Source organism: Nodosilinea sp. AN01ver1 (assembly GCF_050565655.1).
In the GTDB taxonomy this organism is placed as follows: domain Bacteria; phylum Cyanobacteriota; class Cyanobacteriia; order Phormidesmidales; family Phormidesmidaceae; genus Nodosilinea.
On the sequence record NZ_JBNXVS010000004.1, the window covers coordinates 191,064 to 210,494 of the forward strand.

20 protein-coding genes are annotated in these 19,431 nt (G+C 58.2%); 7 read left to right on the forward strand and 13 right to left on the reverse strand.

The window, feature by feature from the left end; all coding sequences use genetic code 11:
- Positions 1–15 precede the first annotated feature (15 nt).
- Positions 16–1,704, forward strand: a complete 1,689-nt coding sequence (locus ACQ4N7_RS06125) for a hypothetical protein (RefSeq protein ID WP_430710724.1) — start codon at positions 16–18, stop codon at positions 1,702–1,704.
- A 72-nt stretch (positions 1,705–1,776) separates the two neighbouring features.
- Here the strand turns inward: ACQ4N7_RS06125 and ACQ4N7_RS06130 are convergent, their stop codons facing one another.
- Together ACQ4N7_RS06130 and rnc are read right to left on the reverse strand one after the other, a co-directional pair.
- Positions 1,777–2,601 carry an SDR family oxidoreductase gene (locus tag ACQ4N7_RS06130; RefSeq protein WP_430710725.1) on the reverse strand — a complete coding sequence of 275 codons (825 nt, stop codon included), beginning with the start codon at positions 2,599–2,601 and terminating at the stop codon, positions 1,777–1,779.
- Positions 2,598–3,263, reverse strand: coding sequence for a ribonuclease III (rnc, locus tag ACQ4N7_RS06135; protein WP_430710726.1), 666 nt, complete (start codon positions 3,261–3,263; stop codon positions 2,598–2,600). Before rnc ends, ACQ4N7_RS06130 begins: the two co-directional genes overlap by 4 nt.
- A 72-nt stretch (positions 3,264–3,335) precedes the next feature.
- Between rnc and recF the strand changes: the two genes are divergently transcribed.
- Complete coding sequence (gene recF, locus ACQ4N7_RS06140) at positions 3,336–4,466, forward strand: DNA replication/repair protein RecF (protein WP_430710727.1); 1,131 nt, start codon at positions 3,336–3,338, stop codon at positions 4,464–4,466.
- Positions 4,467–4,533: 67 nt separating this feature from the next.
- Positions 4,534–4,833, forward strand: coding sequence for a hypothetical protein (locus ACQ4N7_RS06145; RefSeq protein WP_430710728.1), 300 nt, complete (start codon positions 4,534–4,536; stop codon positions 4,831–4,833).
- A gap of 75 nt (positions 4,834–4,908) precedes the next feature.
- On the opposite strand, the gene ACQ4N7_RS06150 is transcribed toward ACQ4N7_RS06145, so the two are convergent.
- On the reverse strand, positions 4,909–5,148 hold the full coding sequence (locus tag ACQ4N7_RS06150) for a helix-turn-helix transcriptional regulator (protein ID WP_430710729.1): 240 nt from the start codon (positions 5,146–5,148) through the stop codon (positions 4,909–4,911).
- Positions 5,149–5,188: 40 nt separating this feature from the next.
- Between ACQ4N7_RS06150 and ACQ4N7_RS06155 the strand changes: the two genes are divergently transcribed.
- On the forward strand, positions 5,189–5,380 hold the full coding sequence (locus ACQ4N7_RS06155) for a DUF6888 family protein (RefSeq protein WP_430710730.1): 192 nt from the start codon (positions 5,189–5,191) through the stop codon (positions 5,378–5,380).
- The gene (locus ACQ4N7_RS06160) at positions 5,367–5,567 is read left to right on the forward strand and encodes a DUF6887 family protein (RefSeq protein ID WP_430710731.1); all 201 of its coding nucleotides are present in this window, start codon (positions 5,367–5,369) and stop codon (positions 5,565–5,567) included. The genes ACQ4N7_RS06155 and ACQ4N7_RS06160 overlap by 14 nt, the downstream gene beginning before the upstream one ends.
- A 71-nt stretch (positions 5,568–5,638) precedes the next feature.
- On the opposite strand, the gene ACQ4N7_RS06165 is transcribed toward ACQ4N7_RS06160, so the two are convergent.
- On the reverse strand, positions 5,639–6,634 hold the full coding sequence (locus ACQ4N7_RS06165) for an adenosine deaminase (protein ID WP_430710732.1): 996 nt from the start codon (positions 6,632–6,634) through the stop codon (positions 5,639–5,641).
- A gap of 84 nt (positions 6,635–6,718) precedes the next feature.
- The gene (locus ACQ4N7_RS06170) at positions 6,719–7,381 is read right to left on the reverse strand and encodes a hypothetical protein (protein WP_430710733.1); all 663 of its coding nucleotides are present in this window, start codon (positions 7,379–7,381) and stop codon (positions 6,719–6,721) included.
- Positions 7,382–7,729: 348 nt separating this feature from the next.
- On the opposite strand from ACQ4N7_RS06170, the gene ACQ4N7_RS06175 reads away from it, so the two are divergent.
- Positions 7,730–7,972, forward strand: a complete 243-nt coding sequence (locus ACQ4N7_RS06175; RefSeq protein WP_430710734.1) for a ChaB family protein — start codon at positions 7,730–7,732, stop codon at positions 7,970–7,972.
- Positions 7,973–8,128: 156 nt separating this feature from the next.
- Here the strand turns inward: ACQ4N7_RS06175 and ACQ4N7_RS06180 are convergent, their stop codons facing one another.
- From ACQ4N7_RS06180 to xdhA, 5 genes are all read right to left on the reverse strand, one after another.
- Positions 8,129–9,112: an XdhC family protein gene (locus tag ACQ4N7_RS06180; RefSeq protein WP_430710735.1), complete on the reverse strand. Its 984-nt coding sequence runs from the start codon at positions 9,110–9,112 to the stop codon at positions 8,129–8,131.
- A gap of 83 nt (positions 9,113–9,195) precedes the next feature.
- On the reverse strand, positions 9,196–9,963 hold the full coding sequence (locus ACQ4N7_RS06185; protein WP_430710736.1) for a pentapeptide repeat-containing protein: 768 nt from the start codon (positions 9,961–9,963) through the stop codon (positions 9,196–9,198).
- 167 nt (positions 9,964–10,130) lie between these two features.
- Positions 10,131–11,585: a P-loop ATPase, Sll1717 family gene (locus tag ACQ4N7_RS06190; RefSeq protein ID WP_430710737.1), complete on the reverse strand. Its 1,455-nt coding sequence runs from the start codon at positions 11,583–11,585 to the stop codon at positions 10,131–10,133.
- 191 nt (positions 11,586–11,776) lie between these two features.
- The gene (gene xdhB, locus ACQ4N7_RS06195; RefSeq protein ID WP_430710738.1) at positions 11,777–14,104 is read right to left on the reverse strand and encodes a xanthine dehydrogenase molybdopterin binding subunit; all 2,328 of its coding nucleotides are present in this window, start codon (positions 14,102–14,104) and stop codon (positions 11,777–11,779) included.
- A 119-nt stretch (positions 14,105–14,223) separates the two neighbouring features.
- Positions 14,224–15,684, reverse strand: a complete 1,461-nt coding sequence (xdhA, locus tag ACQ4N7_RS06200) for a xanthine dehydrogenase small subunit (protein WP_430710739.1) — start codon at positions 15,682–15,684, stop codon at positions 14,224–14,226.
- A gap of 337 nt (positions 15,685–16,021) precedes the next feature.
- On the opposite strand from xdhA, the gene ACQ4N7_RS06205 reads away from it, so the two are divergent.
- Entirely contained in the window at positions 16,022–16,597 is a 576-nt protein-coding gene (locus tag ACQ4N7_RS06205) for an HD domain-containing protein (RefSeq protein WP_430710740.1), read from the forward strand.
- 17 nt (positions 16,598–16,614) lie between these two features.
- Here the strand turns inward: ACQ4N7_RS06205 and ACQ4N7_RS06210 are convergent, their stop codons facing one another.
- From ACQ4N7_RS06210 to ACQ4N7_RS06220, 3 genes are all read right to left on the reverse strand, one after another.
- Positions 16,615–17,214, reverse strand: coding sequence for a class II aldolase/adducin family protein (locus ACQ4N7_RS06210; RefSeq protein WP_430710741.1), 600 nt, complete (start codon positions 17,212–17,214; stop codon positions 16,615–16,617).
- A gap of 11 nt (positions 17,215–17,225) precedes the next feature.
- Positions 17,226–18,329, reverse strand: a complete 1,104-nt coding sequence (mtnA, locus tag ACQ4N7_RS06215; protein ID WP_430710742.1) for an S-methyl-5-thioribose-1-phosphate isomerase — start codon at positions 18,327–18,329, stop codon at positions 17,226–17,228.
- A 72-nt stretch (positions 18,330–18,401) separates the two neighbouring features.
- A partial coding sequence (locus tag ACQ4N7_RS06220) for a WD40 repeat domain-containing protein (protein ID WP_430710743.1) occupies positions 18,402–19,431 on the reverse strand: 1,030 nt, incomplete at its 5' end.

Below are 19,431 nucleotides of genomic sequence, written 5' to 3' on the forward strand. Positions count from 1 at the left end.
AACACTGGCCGTTTCGTGGCTCTGGTCATACTCAGTTTGGCGCTGAGCGTGGGGGCGTCGCGGGGAATGGGACAGGTGCAGCCGCCCTCCGACACCCTGCTTATCCCCAATCTGGCCAATTTTCCCCTGGTGCAAACCTATGATTTGGGCATGGCCAGTTTATCCCAGAGTGGGATAGAGGTTGATACCATGCCGCTGGCGCTAACAGGGGCGATCGCCCTCCCCCCCGGCAACTCCCCTGTCCCCTGGGTCGTGGTGCTGCACGGTCGCCACGCCGGATGCCACTTTCAACCCAATGCCACCAGCCAGTGGCCCTGCCAGCCAGAGCCTCGCTTTGACCTGGGCTTTGCCTACCTGGCTCAGGCGCTAGCTGAAGCAGGCTACGGCGTAATCATTCCCAACCTGAATGCCGCCTTTAGCGAAACCTACGGAGCCAATGCCGACAATCGCAACGAGCTAGCCGACCAGCGCAGCGGTCAAATTGTCGATGCTCACTTGAGTCGCCTGGCCCAGGCCGATCGCGGGGATGATTCTGGCTTTGGGCGATCGCTAACGGGGCGGGTCGATCTGACCCGGCTGGCGATGGTGGGCCACTCTATGGGGGGCGGCGCGGCGGCGCTGAACGCCCTGCAGCGACTTAACGTAGACTCGACTGCATCGCCGCAGGCCAAAATTGCGGATGGGCTGGGCCCGATCGCAGCCCTGGTGCTGGTCAGCCCCACCCGCAGCTACCCAATCGCCCAGCGACCCGACGCCTACCAGCTGCCGGATCTGCCAACGGCGGTGATAGCCGGGGGGTGCGATCGCGACATTTTTGACCTCAGCAGCCTGTACTACGTCGAAACGGCTCGTGAGCAGCCCCGGACTAGCCCTGTCGTCGGCCTGCTGCTGCCCGGAGCCAACCATCACTACTTCAGCGCCGCCGTCGCCGAAGATGACTACTACCGACAGCCGAACAACGGGCCGCTGTGCGACCCGCAGCGATCGCGCGATCGGCTGTCGCGGGTGGCCCAGGAAACCTTTCTGGCCCAGTACACCACCGCCTTTCTGCAAACCGTTTGGTCGTCTCCAGGGGATGATTTGGCCCTGGCTGAGGTGGGGTTAGCAGCCAACCGAGTCGCTCCAGCAAAAATGTTCGGGCAATCGGTGCTCACAACTCTGGTCACGCCTTCGACCCAGCACTATACCCTCTTCCACGCCAGGGAGGCTCCTGTGGCCACGCTGACGGATGGGCTGAGCGCGGGATTTTGTCAGGCGCTAGCGGATTGCGGGCGATCGCCCCGCCCCTACCCCCACTTTCCAGACCTATTTACCCTGGAGTGGAATGCTACCCCTCAGCAGCTGCAGGTTCCCCTAGAGCAGACGGATATTAGGAACTTCGCCAGCCTGGAGCTGCGCCTTGTCCCCGACCCATCCTGGCCCGTTCCCCAGGGGCAGCCGGTGTTTGCGGTGGTGCTGCGCGATCGGCAGGGCAACGCGGCGCGGGTTGAGATTCTCTCGACGGTGCCCGCGCTGCGATCGTTTGAGCCTGACCCCACCTACGGCCCCACGGCCCCTCTCTATCCCAGTTCTCTCCGTATTCCCCTGGGGCAGTTCGCTGGCGTTGACCTGGCGGCAGTGACCAGCGTAGAGATGGTGTTTGACCAGGCCGCTCAGGGCAAGCTGTACCTGGCCAGCATGGAGTTTGTGGGGAAAAATCCTTAAGGTAGTGGTGAGCAATGCCCACCCTACGCTGGTCGTAACCTACTGGGCCAACGCAACAAATCTTGAATGTGTCTAGATTCCTTCGAAGGTGCTGTGACAGAATTCGTAGCCCGCCGCCTTAAGCTTTTGGTTTGACACCCGCACGTTGTAGGGCCGAGCGCTGGGCTGGGAAGGATCCCACTGTACAGGTTGTAGATGGTTGGCGGTGCAGACGCGATCGATCAGCTCGCGCACGGTGGGAATTTCGTCCTGCACCAGGTTGTAGAGGCCGCTGAGGGAGTGGGTTTGGGCAAAAGCGATCGCCCCCACAATGTCCTCTAAATGCACCCAGTTGCTGGCTTCGTGCCCAGCACCGGGGCGGGTCTGTCCGGCGGCGCGACCGTAGATTTTGGCCAGCTCTCGCCCTGGGCCGTAGATGCCGCCGAGGCGAAAGATACAGACGTTTCGCTCCGGCGTAGCGGCTTGCAGAAGCGTTTTTTCGGTCTCTGCCATCGTGCGCCCGTTGTCGGTGGCAGGCTTAGCGGGGTCGTCTTCTCGCACCCAGGCCCCCTCGTAGTTGCCGTAGACCGAGTAGGTGCTGGTGAAGATAATTTGGCTTAGGCTAGGAGCCTGCTCCAAAGCGTTCACAACGGTTTTAGCTGTGTTTAAGTAAACCTCTTCGTAGTTGGCCTGCCGACCGGCCCCGACGCAAATGAGCAGGGTGTCTTGGCCTTGCAGCAGGGCGGCAATTCCCTCGGCATCGGAGCCGTTCACGACCTGAACTGCTGCCGCGACCTGGCGTAAATCATCCACGCGATCGCGGCTGGTCGTTGTGGCGGTAACGCTGATTCCCTGGCTGCTCCAGAGCTGGGCCACGGCTTTACCAACATATCCACACCCTAAAATGGCAGCCTTCATCGTTTCAATCTCCTCAAGGCGTCAATAGCTGCATTCTTACGCGCTTCTTTTTTGCTCCGCCCCTGGCCGATGCCGTAGCTGGTTTCGCCCACCACCACTTCAACAGTAAATTCCTTGGCGTGGCTGGGGCCAGTATCGCCCCGGTCTCTATACTCAGGGGGTTGAGGGCCTAGGTAGGCATGGACGTACTCCTGAAATTCGCTCACTGGGTCAATGGCTGGTAAATCTACGACGCGATCGACCAGCGGGCCAAAGATCGATTCAACATAGCTCAAAGCCGCCGCAATACCAGCATCGAGTCGGTAAGCTCCAATCACGGCTTCAAACATATCGGCCTGCACGCTGGGGTTATGGCGTTCGTGCTGGGCACCTGCGCCCAACCGCATTTGGGCCGGAATGCCCAGTTCCACAGCCAGAGCGGCCAGCCGCGACTCATCGACCAACTGATCGGCCCGCTGCGACATTTTGCCTTCGGACATAGCGGGATATTGGGCAAAGAGCAAATCGCGCACCACAAACTCTAGAATGCTGTCACCCAGGAACTCTAACCGCTCGTAGTGAGAATTTTCCTTGGGATGTTCATCGGGATGTTCATTGGCATAGCTGCTGTGGGTAAGCGCCTGCCGCAGCAGGGCCGGATTTTTAAAAGTTGGTAAGTCCATGATGACGGTAGGACGAGCGAGGCATCGGTGCCGTCCTGTATCCTAAACCAAGTCAAGCCTCAGCCCTAACCCTTGTACCTCACCCACCTATCGCTCAGGCACTTTCGCAACTATGGCGAGCAGCAGATTGACTTTGCCGCTCCTAAGACGATTTTGGTGGGCGAAAATGCCCAGGGCAAATCGAACCTGCTGGAGGCGGTGGAGCTGCTGGCGACGCTGAAGTCGCACCGGACGAGCCGCGATCGCGACCTCGTGCAGCAAGACCAGCCCGTCGCCCAAATCAGCGCCTCGGTTCGCAGAGATTTAGGCGTGGCCGATCTCTCGCTGGTGCTGCGGCAGGCGGGGCGGCGCACGGCCATTCTCAATGGCGAAAAGCTGCGGCGACAGCTCGATTTTTTGGGTGCCCTCAACGCGGTACAGTTCTCTAGCCTCGATCTCGACCTGGTGCGGGGCGGGCCGGGAGAACGGCGCACCTGGCTCGACACGCTGCTGGTTCAGCTAGAGCCGGTTTATGCTCACATCTTGAGCCAGTACAATCAGGTGCTGAAGCAGCGCAACGCCCTGATTAAGCAATCCTACGGCGACGACGAGGGGGAAGCTGCGCCCGCCGATGCCACCGAGTTTGCCCTGTGGGATGCCCAACTGGCGGCCCTGGGGACACGAGTAATTCGGCGGCGGGCCAGGGCGATCGCGCGCCTAGCCCCGATCGCCCACCAGTGGCACCAGGCGATTAGCGGTCAGCGCGAAGACTTGCAGATTCACTACCAGCCCAACGTGCCGATGGAAGAAGATGACCCCCAGGTGATCCAGGCCAGCTTTTTGGAGAAGATTAAACTGCGGGCGATCGCCGAGCAGCACCAGCGCACCAGCCTGGTTGGCCCCCACCGCGACGACATTGAGTTTGCTATCAACGACACCCCCAGCCGCCAGTACGGTTCGCAGGGACAGCAGCGCACCCTGGTACTGGCCCTCAAGCTGGCAGAGCTGCACCTGATCGATGAGGTGATCGGCGAACCGCCCCTGCTACTGCTCGACGACGTGCTGGCAGAATTAGACTTAAATCGCCAAAACCAGCTTTTAGACGCGATTCAAGATCGCTTTCAAACCATTATCACCACCACTCACCTGGGCGCGTTTGGTAGCCAGTGGATGACCTCATCGCAAATTTTGACCGTGAAGGCGGGACGCATTGAGGACAGCTAAACTGTTTGATCATTCGGTTTTACGAGAAACCGCTTCCCGCACCCAAGCTTGAGCAGGTTACCGCCCGATGTTTGAACGCCAGCAAACCGTCTCTACCCCTGCCAATGGTCGCGCCGTTACCCCAAGGCATCGCGCCATTTTGAGCCGAGGCAGCTACTTTAGCCTGCTGAGTCTGGGCAGCGCGGGCAGCATTCTCAGCATCGGCAGTACCGGCAGCATTCTCAGCATCGGCAGTACCGGCAGTATCTTGAGCATTGGCAGTGCGGGCAGCATTTTGAGCGTTGGCAGTGCCGGTAGCGTGCTGTCGGTGCTGAGTCTGGACAGCATTCTCAGCATCTTGCAGTTTTGGGCCATTCGCCAATTTTGATTAATGTCGCCGCTGAGATTCCACCTCTAATCGCAAAAATGCCAGAGCCAGTCCAAAGACGGCAGGCCAAATTAGTTAGAGTGAATTACCTGGCCCAAACTCATCGGGCAGTTCATCAAAAGTGATTGCCAACTCTTTACACAGCGATCGCATCTGCGGAACGGTCAACGTCGGTGGATACTCCCCCTTCTCCCAAGCCCTTACCGCGCGGTCAGACACCCCAATACGTCTAGCCAACTCGGCCTGGGTCAGACCCACCCGCTGGCACAGTTGATTCAGGGGCGATGTTTGCTGTTTCTTTGCCCCATCAAGCATTACGCTATGGTTGTCTCGCTATCATATTCAGTATCAGTGTATGCCTACCGCAGAACAGGCTTTGGCCTGTGTCAGGGTCTGCCAAATGCTCTCCGATGGCTATCAGCCCATCCATGTATTTCGCTACAACCCCAACACCAGAACGGTATTCATACTTGCTGGTGTAACCGAGAGCCTGGAAGTTGTTGTCTTTGCTAGTGGGCAGTGGAGATTTAACGATGACGAAACCTGACTTCAGCCATATGTCGCGCCAAGAGCTGAGATCCTATGTTTTAGCCCACCGAGATGATGACGAAGCCATTGAGGCTTTGATCCGAATGGGCAATCCTAGCGCTCCAGTTTATCCGTTCCCCCAGACTGAAGACGACTTAAAGGTGATGGAAGAAATTCTTCAAAAGAAGCTAGCTAGCAACGGTTAGTCGGTTGCCCCATGTACATCCCTGACTTCGTGGTTTCTAGCATTACTATTAACACCGTATTTAGGCTTTTCCTAATTGTAGGTTTCTAGTTCTTCTAAATAGGGCTTCTGCTCTGCTGGGCTCAAAAACGATGCTTTGAAGGAGTTCTTGGCCAACTGCACTAGTTGTTCTGGCGTTAGGCCCAGGGCCGACTCCACTGCCGCAAAGTTTTCGGCTAGGTAGCCGCCGAAGTAGGCTGGGTCGTCAGAGTTTACCGTCACGCACAGGCCCAGATCCATCAGCTGTTTGAGGTTGTGCTGGGCCATTGCGCTAAACACGCAGAGCTTGACATTCGACAGCGGGCACACCGTCAGCGGAATCTGGTGCTCGACCAGGTACTCCACCAGGGCCGGGTCTTCGACACAGCGCACGCCGTGGTCGATGCGCGACACCTTGAGCAGGCGAATCGCTTCCCAAATGTACTCTGGCGGCCCCTCTTCGCCCGCGTGGGCTACGGTGAGCCAGCCCTCGGCCCGCGCCCGGTCGAACACCGATTGAAACTTTGAGGGCGGGTGCCCCAGCTCTGAGGAATCTAGCCCCACGGCGATGATGCTGTCGCGGTAGGGTAGGGCTTGCTCCAGGGTGGCCATGGCGGCTTCGGCGCTGAGGTGGCGCAAAAAGCAGAGAATTAGCGCGGAGGAGACCCCCAATTCAGCCCTGGCATCCTTTAGCGCCTGGGTGATGCCGCTGTGGACAGCCTCGAAGGGAATGCCGCGATCGCCGTGGGTCTGCGGGTCAAAGAAAATTTCTGTGTGGCGCACGTTTTGGGCGGCGCACTTTTGCAGGTAGGCCCAGGTGAGGTCGTAAAAGTCTTGCTCGGTTTGCAGCACCTGCGCCCCGGCATAGTAGAGGTCGAGAAACGACTGCAGGTTTTCAAACTGGTAGGCGGCCCGCACGGCCTCGACCGAATCGTAGGGGAGCGCAATGCCGTTGCGCTGGGCCAGGGCCACCATCATCTCTGGCTCCAGGGAACCTTCGATATGGATGTGAAGTTCGGCCTTGGGCAGGGTGGAGAGGGGCGATCGCATAGCTAACCAACGCTTTTAAGCGGCTATTATGCCCAACTATCCGGCGAGCCACAGCATAGAACGCTACGGCTTTTTTAGCGATTTTCAAGGCCGATAGGGCAGACGCAGCGGCATTTGCAAAACCTGCCCAACAAAGCCAGCTATGCCATAGAGGATGACGGTTTCCCCCAGGAGTTCGCCAGATTCTTCAACCGTAATTCTGAGGTGTTCGCCCAGAAAAAGGCCCCGGGCAGAAGAGTGGGTCGCCAGTTCTGTCGCGATCGCGCCCTTCATGGCCTCAGCACCAAACCCGCCCAGCAAAAACACCCCGATCCCCACCAGCACCCACAGTACCGAGGCGCGATGGTATTGCCAGATCCACACCAGGTCTCGCCAGCCCAGTATCGGAATGGCGACCAAAAGGCCCAGGTAAATTAGCTTCCAGTCAAACTGGTTGAGTACCAGGTGGAGCTTGGTCAGCTCGTCTAGAGCGCCGTAGAGACAGAGAACCGCCAGGGCGCTGGGCAAAAACCAGGAAACGGGGCGGGACATGCGCTGGCGAAATTTCAGCAGCACCAGGCACAGGCCACCCATGGCAAGCAGGTGAGCTGCCTGTAGCCAGGAGGGCAGCGATCGCAGACCGTTGAGGTCGAGCAGCGGCACCGCCTCACCCCGTAGATAAATCATTGCCAGGTAGGCCAGAGCTAGCCCCAGCTCGAAGCCAACCAGGGCGATCGCGGCTCGCAATAGAAATTTTTGAGTATACATAGCGACTATAAAAATTTGGGTTAAGCCATCGACTGCACCTATTTTGCCCCTGTCAGGGGTTAACCGCCGTTGGAGAAAGTCGGATTTTGGCGGTTAGTTTGAGCGACAGGTTATTGCGGTAGCCCGTCAAGCCGGGCAGAAAAATCAGCTCGTTTAGGCCCTAAGCGGGCAGAGCAAACCTGCGCCTCTACGGCGTCTGAACGAAGTAATGCTACAGCTATCATCCTCGTGATCCCTGCCTTGAGGATGCAAAGAATAGCGCTTTTTACGGCCAAAGAGGGAGGATGAGGGCGGGTTCAATAGTTTATCTTTTACGCAAGAACTACCGCATGACAAGGAGAAGACTTCATGCCTTACGAAAATACTGATAATCTGCCCCAGGAAACCCATTCTTTGCCTCAAGAAGCAAAGCAAATCTTTATGGCTGCCTTTAATGCGGCTGAAAGCGATGGTATGAGCGAAGACGGTGCCCGTGAAGTTGCCTGGAACTCTGTGAAGAATACCTTTATGCAAAATAGCAGCGGCGAGTGGAGCTTCAAGGCTGACAAGATCGATTCTCGCAGCCAAACCGGCGCTATGCCCGGCAACTAATAGCTATTTGAAACACAGATAATTCTTGGATTTAAATAGCGCTTTAGCATGGCTAGTTAGCTAGCTAATCGTCAGGCAGATGGCGATCGCCTCACTCTAGAGCGATCGCAGATCTGCCTGATTTTTGCGTTGAATGGGCTGTTCCGTTGCACAACACTAGTCAGCAAGTAGGCTCTGTCGCAAACGTTCGGAGAGCGATCGACCCTTGCCGCCCCGCCGCACCATAATTAGCTCAGCGCCAATGCTGACAGCAATTTCTTCGGGCGTTAGCGCCCCGATATCTAAACCAATTGGGCCGTAGATAGCGGCTAACTTTTCTTTAGGAATGACTGTCTGCGCGATCGCACTGTAGACCTGGCGCACCCGCTTTTCGCTGCCGATCATGCCAATATAGCGACAGGGAATAGAGCGTTTGAGTAAACACTGAAGCGCTTCAAGATCGTAGGTGTAGCCGCGCGTGACCAGGGCGGCGTAGAGATTTTGGTGATGGGTAAGTGATGCGATCGCCGCTTCAATTTCCTCAACTAAAATCTGGCTAGCTTGAGGATAATAGTCGGCATTAGCCCACTCCGGGCGATCGTCCTGCACCGCAATTTGAAAACCAATTAGATGGGCAACTTTAGCCAGCTGAATGCCCACGTGACCAGCACCGACAATCAGCAGCGTGGGCGGCGGTTGCAGGGTTTCGACAAAGGCGATCGCCGCATCAGTTTGAACAGCATCCTCCCCCAGATAAGGGGTTTCATCCTGCGCAAAGGGCGTAACTAGCGTGACAGACTGCCCAGCCTGAAGCCCCTGCAAAATCTTCTGAACTAAACCCTTAGCGGCTTCTCCCTGCCACCGCTCCAGCCATACCCGCATGTGACCACCGCAGATCCCCTGGGTTTGCCGCTGGGGTGCCCCAGAGAGGTCAATCTCGACAAACTGCTTGGCTCCAGTTTTCAAAATCTCTCGGGCTTGAAGCAGCACCTTCGCTTCCCCAGCCCCGCCGCCAATGGTGTTAAAAGCCTGGCCGTTGACATCAACTACCAGCCTGGCCCCCACTTCGCGTGGGACAGACCCTCTGACGCCAACCACGGTAGCGAGAACCGCAGGGCCATAGTCGAGCGCCTGAGCCAGCTGCTGAAAACAAGTCACCATGATCTAAAAGCTACAGGTTAAGGCGATCGCTATCTCAAGCCGTGGGATCACCAAAAAGCAGACTGACGAAAAAGTCATACCTGCTACAAATGAGTGGCCCAATACTCCACAGCCTGATGTTCTACGCTACCGTCGGGCATGGTCGTGCGGTTTAGTTTTGCGCCATTCAGTTCTGAGCCTTGTAATTCGGCCCATTTCAGTTCGGCGTCTTCAAGATTAGCGCCCAAAAACTTAGTTTTCCAAAGCTCTGCTCCGCGCAGATTCGCTCCTTTTAGATCGGCATTTTGAAGGTTAGCGCCAGTGAGATCGGCATCTCGCAAATTAGCCAATCGCAGATCGGCTCCCTGCAAATTTACTCCGCGCAAATTCGCGTTTTGTAGATTAGCTCCCTGGAGACGAGCTTCGGCTAAATTAGCGCCATGCAGGTTGGCTTCCCGTAAATCAGCCTCCTGCAAGTTGGCTTCTATTAAGTACGCCTGACTCAGCTGAATTTTGACTAAATTGGCCCCCTGTGCCTCCAGCAATCGCAGCGACACGCCATCGTTATGGAGGTCTTCTAAAGCGCGAATACGGGCATAACTGGTCGATAGCTTGGTGGCAGCAGCATTGTCAATCGTGCGCCAGGCTTCGTAATGCTTCTGAGCTTTGCGGTCAGGAGCCCCTTTGAAGTACAGAATAACGGCGGCAACGATCGCAAACGATTCGGCATTTTCAAAGAAAATTTTCAGCGTATCTCGTTTGAACAAATCGGCCACAGAGTTGATTGCAACGTCCTCATTCACCCAGACAGCAACCGACGCTAAAATCAGTACAGACACCAGCACCGCCAGCCAGGTGGGAACTCGCTGCACCCATGCTTCCAGCTGTCGAACATAATGTGACGAACTCCAACGCATAGGTAGTACTCAATTAAAAAGGCTTCGACGGGCAAAAGAACAACCAGAAAAGAACCGTAGTAGCTATATCCAGTGCAGCAGGTAAGGCAAAGACACTGAGGAACAACCCTGTATCGACGACATCATCCGCCGTCTTTGAGGCTGAGAAAATTGTAGAAAGCGGGGTGAACCGAGAAATAGCTAATATTCTCCAGATTAATGGTCGATAGCTCATAGTGACCGACATAGGCACCGCACGTATTGCGCATGGCCTGGGGCACCTTAGCCTTAAGAAAACCAATGTGCCAGAGCAGCTTTTTAAGTTCAAGATAATCCATTTCTAGTACCCAGTCGGCAGCGCGATCGACATCCAGTTCGCCACAGACTGCCGACAGCAGCAGGTATTCCAAATCTTCTTTGCTCAATCGTCCCTTGCGGCCTCTAAACACCTCAAACAGGTCGAGCAAGTAGGGGTACTTAAATCGATATTCAGAGGCTAAATCTTTAGTTTTTTGCTCCGAGTAGACCTCCTCAGCCGCCAAAATCGCGCTTTCTTCAACTCGCTTGCCTGCGTTATAGTAGTCGAGGCAGAGTTTGCAGAACTGTAAGAGTTCGCGAGGGCGGTGCTGGGTGCGATCGATAATGTAGTCGACGGAGTTGATTTGCTGCGATGAGATCATCGAGCAAAAGATTGAGTTCCAGCGACGTAGACCGCTATGCTGCTGCAGTTCGGGAAAACAGTGGGCAATGCGCAGACCAATCAGCTCCAGCAGTTCGGCCTTGCCCCAGCGAATTACCTCAACATCCTCACGAATTTTTTGGGCATCTTCGTAGATTTGGGGAATATTGTCAAATAATTCCTGCCGAATAGAGATGTAGACGCGGAGGTTGGGGCTGATGCGATTTAGCTTCTGGGAAGCCTGGAATAACCCAGCCAAAAAGTACTTGGCATCCTCTGAATTGTCCCAGCCCTTATCCAACTCATCAATAAAGATTTTGATGCGCGTTCTTTTGAGAATGATCTCCAGACTGGGCTGTAGCTCTTTGATTTCTTCTAGGCTGTAGAGTTTTTGCAGCTCACGGGATTTTTGAAAACTCTCGTGGTTGCCAATCTTAATCTGCTCAAGCCGCTTTAAATATTCAAATAAAATGCCAATGGAGTTCAGGTCTTGGCTATTTAGGTTATTGACAACGTGGTTGTAAATATCTTTTTGAGGCCCCAGCAGCAGTCCTCGCTTTTCTTCAGCGATCTTTTTAAAAACCAGGCTAAAAAGCAGATACTGCCAGGCCACTGAGTAAGAACTTTGCTTGCCCCAGGAGCCCTCCTGCTCGCTGCGCAAATACTGCGACAGCAGCTCGTAGGAATACTCTTCGGGGGAGAGCTCGATTACCAGGTTGCCTTTGCGGGCCTCAGCCGACGCCATGTACTTAAAGATGGCGCTTTTGCCCGCGCCCCTGGTGCCCACCAGAATGGTTTTATCGCTGTTGAAAAACTTGTGATAGGTCGAGTTTTGATAAAAATAGTCGGCCAGGCCGACGGTGATATCACGCTCTGCTGAATCTGATCCCAGGTTAAGTAGGCTAATATCCAGGGGCATGGGGAGCGGTTTGGGGGTGAGAAGGGGTTTACAGATTGCTCCTAGCTTATAGCTTTCGATCGCTTTGCCATAGCCTAGCTACAGATAGGGCCAGCGAAAACCTTAGAACGCTAAATATAGAGTCGTAGGGGCATAGCATGCTGCGCCCCTACCAGGCGTGGGTGGGATGCCATCAGTGCTGCGATCGCCGTTCAAGACACCTCCACAGGCTGCGCCTGAAATGTTGCCGCACGAACCCCTTCGATCGCCCACAGGGTGGCCTCCGGCGTCGCCGGTAGGGCCAGGGGCACGTAGTCGGCATTGCCAAAGGCGGCCACAGCGGCGCGAATCGCTTCCCGTACCGACATCGCCAGCATGAAGGGGGGCTCGCCCACGGCTTTGCTGCCGTAGATCACCCCATCCTGGGCGGCGCGTTCGAGCAGGTGCACGGTGAAGTGCTCAGGGATTTCGCTGATGGTGGGGATTTTGTAAGTGCTGGGGGCAAAGGTGCGCAGGCGGCCTTCGCCGTCCCACACCAGTTCTTCCATGGTCAGCCAGCCCATGCCCTGCACAAAGGCCCCTTCAATCTGGCCCTTATCGACTAACGGGTTGAGAGATTCGCCCACGTCGTGGACGATATCGACCTGGCGCAGCTTAAAGGTGCCGGTAAAGCCGTCGACCTCGACCTCAGAGACGGCAGCCCCGTAGGCGAAGTAGTAAAAGGGGCGACCTTTACCGAGTTTTGGATCCCAAAAGAGGTTGGGGGTGCGGTAGAAGCCGGTGGCCGACAGGCTAATGCGCTCGCTGTAGGTCTGCTGCACCACCTCATCAAAGGCAAGGCGGGCGCTGGGGTAGGTGCGGCAGTAGATCCAGTCGTCTTCGAAGACCATATCTTCGGGCGCGTCGAGGTTGAGCATGCGCACGGCGACCCCGGCGAGGCGATCGCGCAGCGTTTTGCAGGCATCCTTCACCGCCTGGCCGTTCAGGTCGGAGCCGCTGGAGGCAGCAGTAGCCGAGGTGTTGGGCACTTTGTCGGTGCTGGTGGGCATCAGGCGAATGCGATCGCTCTTGACCCCCAGCGCTTTGGCCGCCACCTGAATCATTTTGGTGTGCAGGCCCTGGCCCATCTCGGTGCCGCCGTGGTTGAGCTGAATGCTGCCGTCGGTGTAGATCAGCACCAGCGCCCCGGCCTGGTTGTACTGCACTTTGTTGAAGGAAACACCGAACTTGACCGGGGTGATAGCGAGGCCGCGCTTTTTGTAGGGGCTGCTTTCGTTAAAAGCCGCGATCGCCGCCCGACGCGCCATATAGTCGGCCCCGTCTTTGGCCTCCTGCCAGACGCGGGCGATGCGGTTGTCAACGATGTCCTGGTCGTAGTGGGTGCGGTTGGTGTCGCCCTCGCCGTGGTAAAAGTTGCGCTCGCGCACCAGGTCGGGGGGCAGGTTGAGGGTGCGGGCAATGCGATCGACCACTTCCTCAATCACGATCATGCCCTGGGGGCCACCGAAGCCGCGATAGGCCGTGTTCGACACCCGGTTGGTCTTGGCGATGCGCCCTTCGACTACCAGGTTGGGCACGTAGTAGGCGTTGTCGACGTGCAGCATGACCCGACCCAGCACCGGGGGCGACAAATCCAGGCTCCAGCCACCGTCGGCGATGAGCACCGCTTTCATCGCCGTAATCTTGCCGTCGCTGGTAAAGCCGACCTCATACTGACCCAAAAAGCCGTGGCGCTTGCCGGTAATCAGCATGTCGTGGTGGCGGCGCAGGCGCACCCGCGCCGGTCTGCCGGTTTTGTAGGTGGCCAGGGCCGCCGCCGAGGCAAACGGGTTGGCCTGGGATTCTTTGCCGCCAAAGCCGCCGCCCATGCGCAGGCAGGTGCAGACGACCCGGTTTTTGGGCACCCCCAGCACGCGGGCCACAATTTCCTGGGTTTCGGTGGGGTGCTGGGTGGAGGTGTAGAGCTGAAGATTGCCCTCGCCATCGGCAATGGCCCAGCTGGTCTGGGTTTCGAGGTAGAAGTGGTCCTGGCCGCCGATGTCAACTTCCCCCGAGAAGGTGTGCTCGGCGGTGGCGATCGCCCCATCGGGGTCACCCCGACGAATGAACTGGGGATCGCTGTGGTAGGCATTGGCGGCGATCGCCTCCTTTACGGTCTTGATCGCCGGTAGCGGCTCGTAATCGACTTCAATCTTTGCCGCTGCTTCCCGTGCGGCGGCCTCGGTTTCGCCCACGGCCCAGGCCACCACCTGGCCGTAGTAGCTCACCTCGTCGGTGGGCAGCAGCACCTCATCGTGGACGATCACCCCAGTGTTGTTTTCCCCTGGCACGTCGGCAGCGGTGAGCACCGTGACACAGCCCGCGATCGCCAGAGCCGAAGCCACCTCCAGCCGGGTAATTCTGGCTCTGACGTGGGGCGACAGCACCGGGTACAGCGACAGCATTCCCGCCGGTTCGCGCTGGTCGTCGGTGTAGACTGCCGTGCCGCTGACGTGGGCGACGGCGCTTTCGTGGTGTTTGGGCTTGCCGACTGGGCTCATAGAGTACCTCGAAGGGAATTTTGAATTTTAGATTGGGGATTTTGGATTTCTCCGTTTGCAAAAAGCCGTCAACCGTAGGGTGCATCCGCGAAGCGATGCACCGCAGCAGAGGCCTAGGCTTAAGGAAATTCCACAAAGAACTTTTCAAATAAATTCACCACCAGGCGCTGGCGGTACTCGGCGCTGCCCCGCAGATCCGTCAAGGGCGTAAACGCCTCTTGCAGCATGGGCTTCACCGCCTGAATGGTGTCCGCCGTCCAGGGTTTGCCGATTAGGAACTCTTCGATGGCGATCGCCCTGGCCGGAGTCGCCGCTACCCCGCCGTAGCCCAGCCGGGCGTGGAGAATAGTGTTGCTGCTATCCAGATCCACCACAAAAGCCGCCGCCACAATGCTGATGTCGTCAGTGCCGCGCTTGCCGATTTTGTAGGACTGGCTCAATCGCCGCGCCGTCCCCGGTGTCGGCGACTTGGGGATTTGGACGGAGACAATGACTTCACCCGATCGCAGCTCAGTCTGGCGATAGCCGGTAAAGAAGTTGGCTAAAGGCAGCGTTCTTTCGCCCTCAGGCCCAGCCAGCTTGAGGGTCGCATCCAGCGATAGAAGTACCGGGGGCAGGTCGCCAATGGGTGAAGCCGTGCCGATATTGCCGCCCAGGGTGGCCCGGTTGCGCACCTGGCGAGCGGCAAACCAGTGGATCATTTCATCCAGGCTGGGGAAGATGCCGTGCAGGTTGGCCTCAATGTGGCTGAGGGGCACTGCTGCGCCAATTTCAACGTAGTCGTCGGTTTGGTAGGTTTGCTTCAGTTCTGCGATCGCCTCCAGAGAAATCAACACCGGGTAGTGCTGCCGATGCCAGCTCATCTCCAAACCCAGGTCCGTTGCCCCGGCAACCAGGGTGGCGTTTGGGTGCTGCTGCAACAGGTCAAGGACTTCTGCAAGCTGAGTCGGGCGGTAGAACCGCTCGCTGTGGCCGTTGTTTTGGGTGGTGTAGGCCAGGGGCAGCAGCTCTGTCGCCGCAGAAACCAGCCGTTCCGAGAATTGGTCCTGAAGGGTGGCACCGGCTACGAGCTGGGCAGCGCAGCGAATGGGGATGTAGCCCGTGCAGCGACAGAGGTTGCCCTCCACCGAGAGGTCGTCTGGGGTGCCGTCGTAGTAGGCAGCAAACAGGCTCATGATAAAGCCGGGGGTGCAGTAGCCGCACTGGGAGCCGCCCGTTTCCACCATCGCTGCCTGCACCGGGTGGAGTTGGTCAGCGGTGACGGGTTCCTTGACCAGCGGGCTTTTGGGGATTTGACACTGGGTAATGCCGTCTGCGGTCAGCACCTGCCGCCCCGCCACGGCCCCTAAAGGAATGAGGCAGCTATTCACCGCCTGGTAGTGGGGTTGGCCATTGGCCCCTTCACCAATGAGGGCGACGGTACAAGCGCCGCAGTCGCCGTCGCCGCAGCCTTCTTTAGTGCCCGTTCGCCCGCTCAGGCGCAGGTACTCTAGCAGGGTGATCGCTGGTGAGACATCTTTTACGGAGACCGGCTCTCCATTGATCGTGAAGCTAAGTTGGATGTCAATTTGTTGAGTCACAGGCGCTTTTTGCGGCTAAAAATACATACCCACGGGCCATGAGATTAGTGTTCAACTTAGCGGCAATTTAGTTAGCAAAATGACAATTTGATTAAATTTAATTTGAGCGACGGCTCTTGGCTAGGATAATGGCGAATCTTGGTTAACTGCCCCAGCACGGTTAGGCAAACGCCGTTTGCCACCAGCAAAAGAACGCTAGGTTATGACTCCCCTTTTCAAAAAGCTGGGTTTGCATAGGCCAGCCCAGTTCTAATTATCATCCCAGCCATCCCCAAAATAGATGCAGGCGTTTGGGGCGATCGGTCATGCTAGAGAAAAGCGCTTTTTCTATATCACCATGACTCACTCTCCCTCGGCTGCCCCTAGCCCCGCCGTCGCCCTGCTAGAGGCCCTGCACTTTGCGGCGACCAAGCACAGCGACCAGCGCCGCAAAGATAAAGAGGCCTCGCCCTACATTAACCACCCCATTCGGGTGGCGCAGCTCCTGGCCACCGAGGGCGGCGTGAGCGACCTTATTCTCCTACAGGCCGCCATTCTCCACGACACGGTAGAAGATACCGACACCACCCCAGAGGAAATCGAGCGTCGCTTTGGCCCAGAGGTGCGGCGCGTGGTGGCAGAAGTCACCGACGACAAAAGCCTGCCCAAGGCCGAGCGCAAACAACTTCAGGTCGAGCACGCCCCCCATCTGTCGCCCCAGGCCAAGCAGCTGAAAATTGCCGACAAAACCGCCAACGTGCAAAACCTCACCACCTCGCCCCCCGACGGCTGGTCGCTAGAGCGCAAGCAAGAGTACTTAGACTGGGCCGATCGGGTGGTGGCCGGGTGCCGGGGCTGCAACCCAGCCCTAGAAGCCGTTTACGACGAGGTCATAGCCCAGGGACGCCAGGCGCTGGCAGCGGTGGCTGTTTAGATTAGGCCGAGGGAGCGCTAGTTGTCTAGATGCTGGAACAACACCTGGGCCGCCGCCTCTAGGGTGGGGCCAAACACCAGCACCCCCTCCTCGTGCCCCGCCATGATCAAAATGCGGGTTTGCATCAGGTCTGAACCATCCAGCAGCCGCTTCATTTCGTAGGCCATGGCCGGGGTGCCGTAGGGAACGCTGGCGGCGGTAGTGGGCAACACCCCCTGGCCCCGCTGCCACAGCGGGCGGTTGTGAATGTGAATAACTGCCTGGATGGCGTCGCTGTAGTCGTAGAGAGCGGCGTGGGTAAGCGATTCTGAGGAGGCTTGGATCGGGCCGGTGCAGTGCAGGGTGTTGCGATCGATATCCCAGGTGTCGACCAGGGTGTAGTGGTGGGGCGTGGTCTGGGCCAGGTGCCCGGTTTGGGTGCCCGATACGACAAAGCTGTGGACCGATCGCCTGAGGCTGATGTTGCCGTAGCCGATGCCGTTGGGGTAGAGGCCGATTAGCTGAGCCTGATGCAGGCGATCGCGCCACGCGATCAATTCTGTCAGTTCATCCTGCTCCAGCGGCGCACCGGGAGTCCAATCGCTGACGTACTTGATTACCCCTTCGTCAAGAGTCATGACTATCGCCGTTAGGCCATCTCTGGGAACAGGCCGAGCAACCCGTCCTCAGAAGCAGAGCAAATGCCCCGTTCGGTAATCAAGCCCGTCACCAGGCGGGCGGGGGTGACATCAAAACCATAGTTGGCGGCAGGGGAAGATTCGGGGCAGATCAGCACCGAGGTCATGCCGTGGGGAGACAGCCCGTCGATATACTTCACTTCATCCTGGCTGCGCTGCTCAATGGGAATCTCCTTCACTCCGTCGCGCAGAGTCCAGTCGAGGGTGGAAGAGGGCAGAGCCACATAAAAGGGCACGCCGTTGTCGTGGGCGGCCAGCGCCTTGAGGTAGGTGCCAATTTTGTTGGCCACATCGCCCTGGCGGGTGGTGCGATCGGTGCCCACGATCGCCAGATCGACCATACCGTGCTGCATCAGGTGCCCCCCAGCATTGTCGGGAATGACGGTGTGCGGCACCCCGTGCTGGCCCAGTTCCCAGGCGGTGAGCTTGGCCCCCTGGTTGCGGGGGCGGGTTTCATCGACCCAGACATGGACCGGAATGCCGCGATCGTGGGCGTGGTAGATGGGCGAAGTGGCAGTGCCCCAGTCAACACAGGCCAGCCAGCCCGCGTTGCAGTGGGTCAAAATGTTGACGGTCTGCCCGGTGCGGGCGTGGATGTCTTCAATCAGCTTGACGCCGTGGAGGCCGATCTGGCGGCACTGCTCTTCGTCGGCAGCGAGGATGGCCTCGGCGTTTTGGCGCAGGCGATCGACGGCTTCTGCGGCGGTAGCCACCTCACGCAGGGCGTGGAGCTGAGATGTCAGCGCCCAGTGCAGGTTGACCGCCGTGGGGCGAGTTTGGCCCAGGGTTTGAGCGGCCTGGTGCAAAACGTCGCGAAAGTCTTCCGCCTCAGTGGCGTCTAGCGCCGCTAGATACATGCCCAGAGCGGCGGTAGCCCCAATCAGCGGGGCACCGCGCACTACCATATCTTTGATAGCGTAGGCGGCCTCATCCACCGAGGTCAGGTCCATCCAGGTGAGCTGGTGGGGCAGCTGGCGCTGGTCGATCACCTGCACCACGGAAGGGTTGTCTGGGTGCAAACGAATGCTTCTGGTTGGCTCGCCGTTGATTCTCATAGCCCCGCTCCAGCCCAAAAATGCCACTGTTCATTATGACAGACCCCAGCGGCGGGTATGGCGGCGTTGGCCTCATTCTTCCACCGCGCCCAGGCTTTTGAGAATGCCGATTTCGCTGGGCGAGAGGCCGGTGAGGTCGGTGATATTCATCGCTTCGTAGAGGCGATCGGGGCGCAGCACGGCAAGGCAGGCCCCAGTCTCTACATTCCACAGGCGAATGGTTTCGTCGAGGCTGCTGCTGGCCAGCATGGGGTAGCGGCTGCCGGGGGCCAGGGTGGGCAAAAAGAGTACGGCGGTGACGACAGAGGTATGGCCCTCGATCGCCCGCAGGCAATCCCAGGTGGCGACATCCCAGATGCGAAGGGTGCGATCGCTGCGACCGCTGACCAGCAGCGACCCGTCGGGGCTAAACACTAGCCCGCCGTGAATGCCGGTGTGCCCCTCCAGCTGGCGGAGAAATTCCCCTGTCTCCACATTCCAAAGCTTGATGTCGGATAGGTTGCCCACAGTGGCCATCAGCGGCTCGTGGGGATGAATGGCAACCCCCCAGGTGTGGCCCTCTTTGCCGCCGCCCACCCGCAGACTGGCGCCAGTTTCTACATCCCACCAGCGCAGGGCACCGTCGTTGCCAACGGTGACAAAGTACTGCCCCTGCGGCTCTACAGCCAGGCCCAGCAGATAGGCATCCGGGTCGAGCACGATGCTGCGCAGGCAATCGCCCGTGTCGCTATCCCAGTAGCGAATGGTGGCGTCGGAGCTGGTAGCGCTGAGCAGATAGCCCTGGGGCGTGTAGCCAAAGGCCTGAATCCACGAGTTGTTTTCGCGGCGCAGCCGGTGGCGGCAGCGGCCCGTAGCCAGCTCCCAAATGCGCACCTCGCCGCTGAGGCTGGCGCTGGCCAGCAGGTCGCCCCGGGGGTGAAAGGAGACCTTCCAAATGCTGCCTTCGTAGTCGGTCAGGGTTTGCACGCATTCACCGACCTCGTTCCACAGGCGAATGGTGCCGCCCAGGCCGCCGCTGGCGATCAGGTATTGGTGAGGGTGACAGGCGATGGAGCGCAGACCGGCGCTGCCGCCCTGGATGGTTTTGAGGCAGTGGCCGGAG

What these genes read in the sequence shown, in the direction of transcription:
- ACQ4N7_RS06130 (WP_430710725.1), bottom strand. Translation starts at nt 2,601, where the DNA reads ATGAAGGCTGCCATTTTAGGGTGTGGATATGTTGGTAAAGCCGTGGCC.
- rnc (WP_430710726.1), bottom strand. Translation starts at nt 3,263, where the DNA reads ATGGACTTACCAACTTTTAAAAATCCGGCCCTGCTGCGGCAGGCGCTT.
- ACQ4N7_RS06145 (WP_430710728.1), top strand. Translation starts at nt 4,534, where the DNA reads ATGTTTGAACGCCAGCAAACCGTCTCTACCCCTGCCAATGGTCGCGCC.
- ACQ4N7_RS06150 (WP_430710729.1), bottom strand. Translation starts at nt 5,148, where the DNA reads ATGCTTGATGGGGCAAAGAAACAGCAAACATCGCCCCTGAATCAACTG.
- ACQ4N7_RS06155 (WP_430710730.1), top strand. Translation starts at nt 5,189, where the DNA reads ATGCCTACCGCAGAACAGGCTTTGGCCTGTGTCAGGGTCTGCCAAATG.
- ACQ4N7_RS06160 (WP_430710731.1), top strand. Translation starts at nt 5,367, where the DNA reads ATGACGAAACCTGACTTCAGCCATATGTCGCGCCAAGAGCTGAGATCC.
- ACQ4N7_RS06165 (WP_430710732.1), bottom strand. Translation starts at nt 6,634, where the DNA reads ATGCGATCGCCCCTCTCCACCCTGCCCAAGGCCGAACTTCACATCCAT.
- ACQ4N7_RS06170 (WP_430710733.1), bottom strand. Translation starts at nt 7,381, where the DNA reads ATGTATACTCAAAAATTTCTATTGCGAGCCGCGATCGCCCTGGTTGGC.
- ACQ4N7_RS06175 (WP_430710734.1), top strand. Translation starts at nt 7,730, where the DNA reads ATGCCTTACGAAAATACTGATAATCTGCCCCAGGAAACCCATTCTTTG.
- ACQ4N7_RS06180 (WP_430710735.1), bottom strand. Translation starts at nt 9,112, where the DNA reads ATGGTGACTTGTTTTCAGCAGCTGGCTCAGGCGCTCGACTATGGCCCT.
- ACQ4N7_RS06190 (WP_430710737.1), bottom strand. Translation starts at nt 11,585, where the DNA reads ATGCCCCTGGATATTAGCCTACTTAACCTGGGATCAGATTCAGCAGAG.
- xdhB (WP_430710738.1), bottom strand. Translation starts at nt 14,104, where the DNA reads ATGAGCCCAGTCGGCAAGCCCAAACACCACGAAAGCGCCGTCGCCCAC.
- ACQ4N7_RS06205 (WP_430710740.1), top strand. Translation starts at nt 16,022, where the DNA reads ATGACTCACTCTCCCTCGGCTGCCCCTAGCCCCGCCGTCGCCCTGCTA.
- ACQ4N7_RS06210 (WP_430710741.1), bottom strand. Translation starts at nt 17,214, where the DNA reads ATGACTCTTGACGAAGGGGTAATCAAGTACGTCAGCGATTGGACTCCC.
- mtnA (WP_430710742.1), bottom strand. Translation starts at nt 18,329, where the DNA reads ATGAGAATCAACGGCGAGCCAACCAGAAGCATTCGTTTGCACCCAGAC.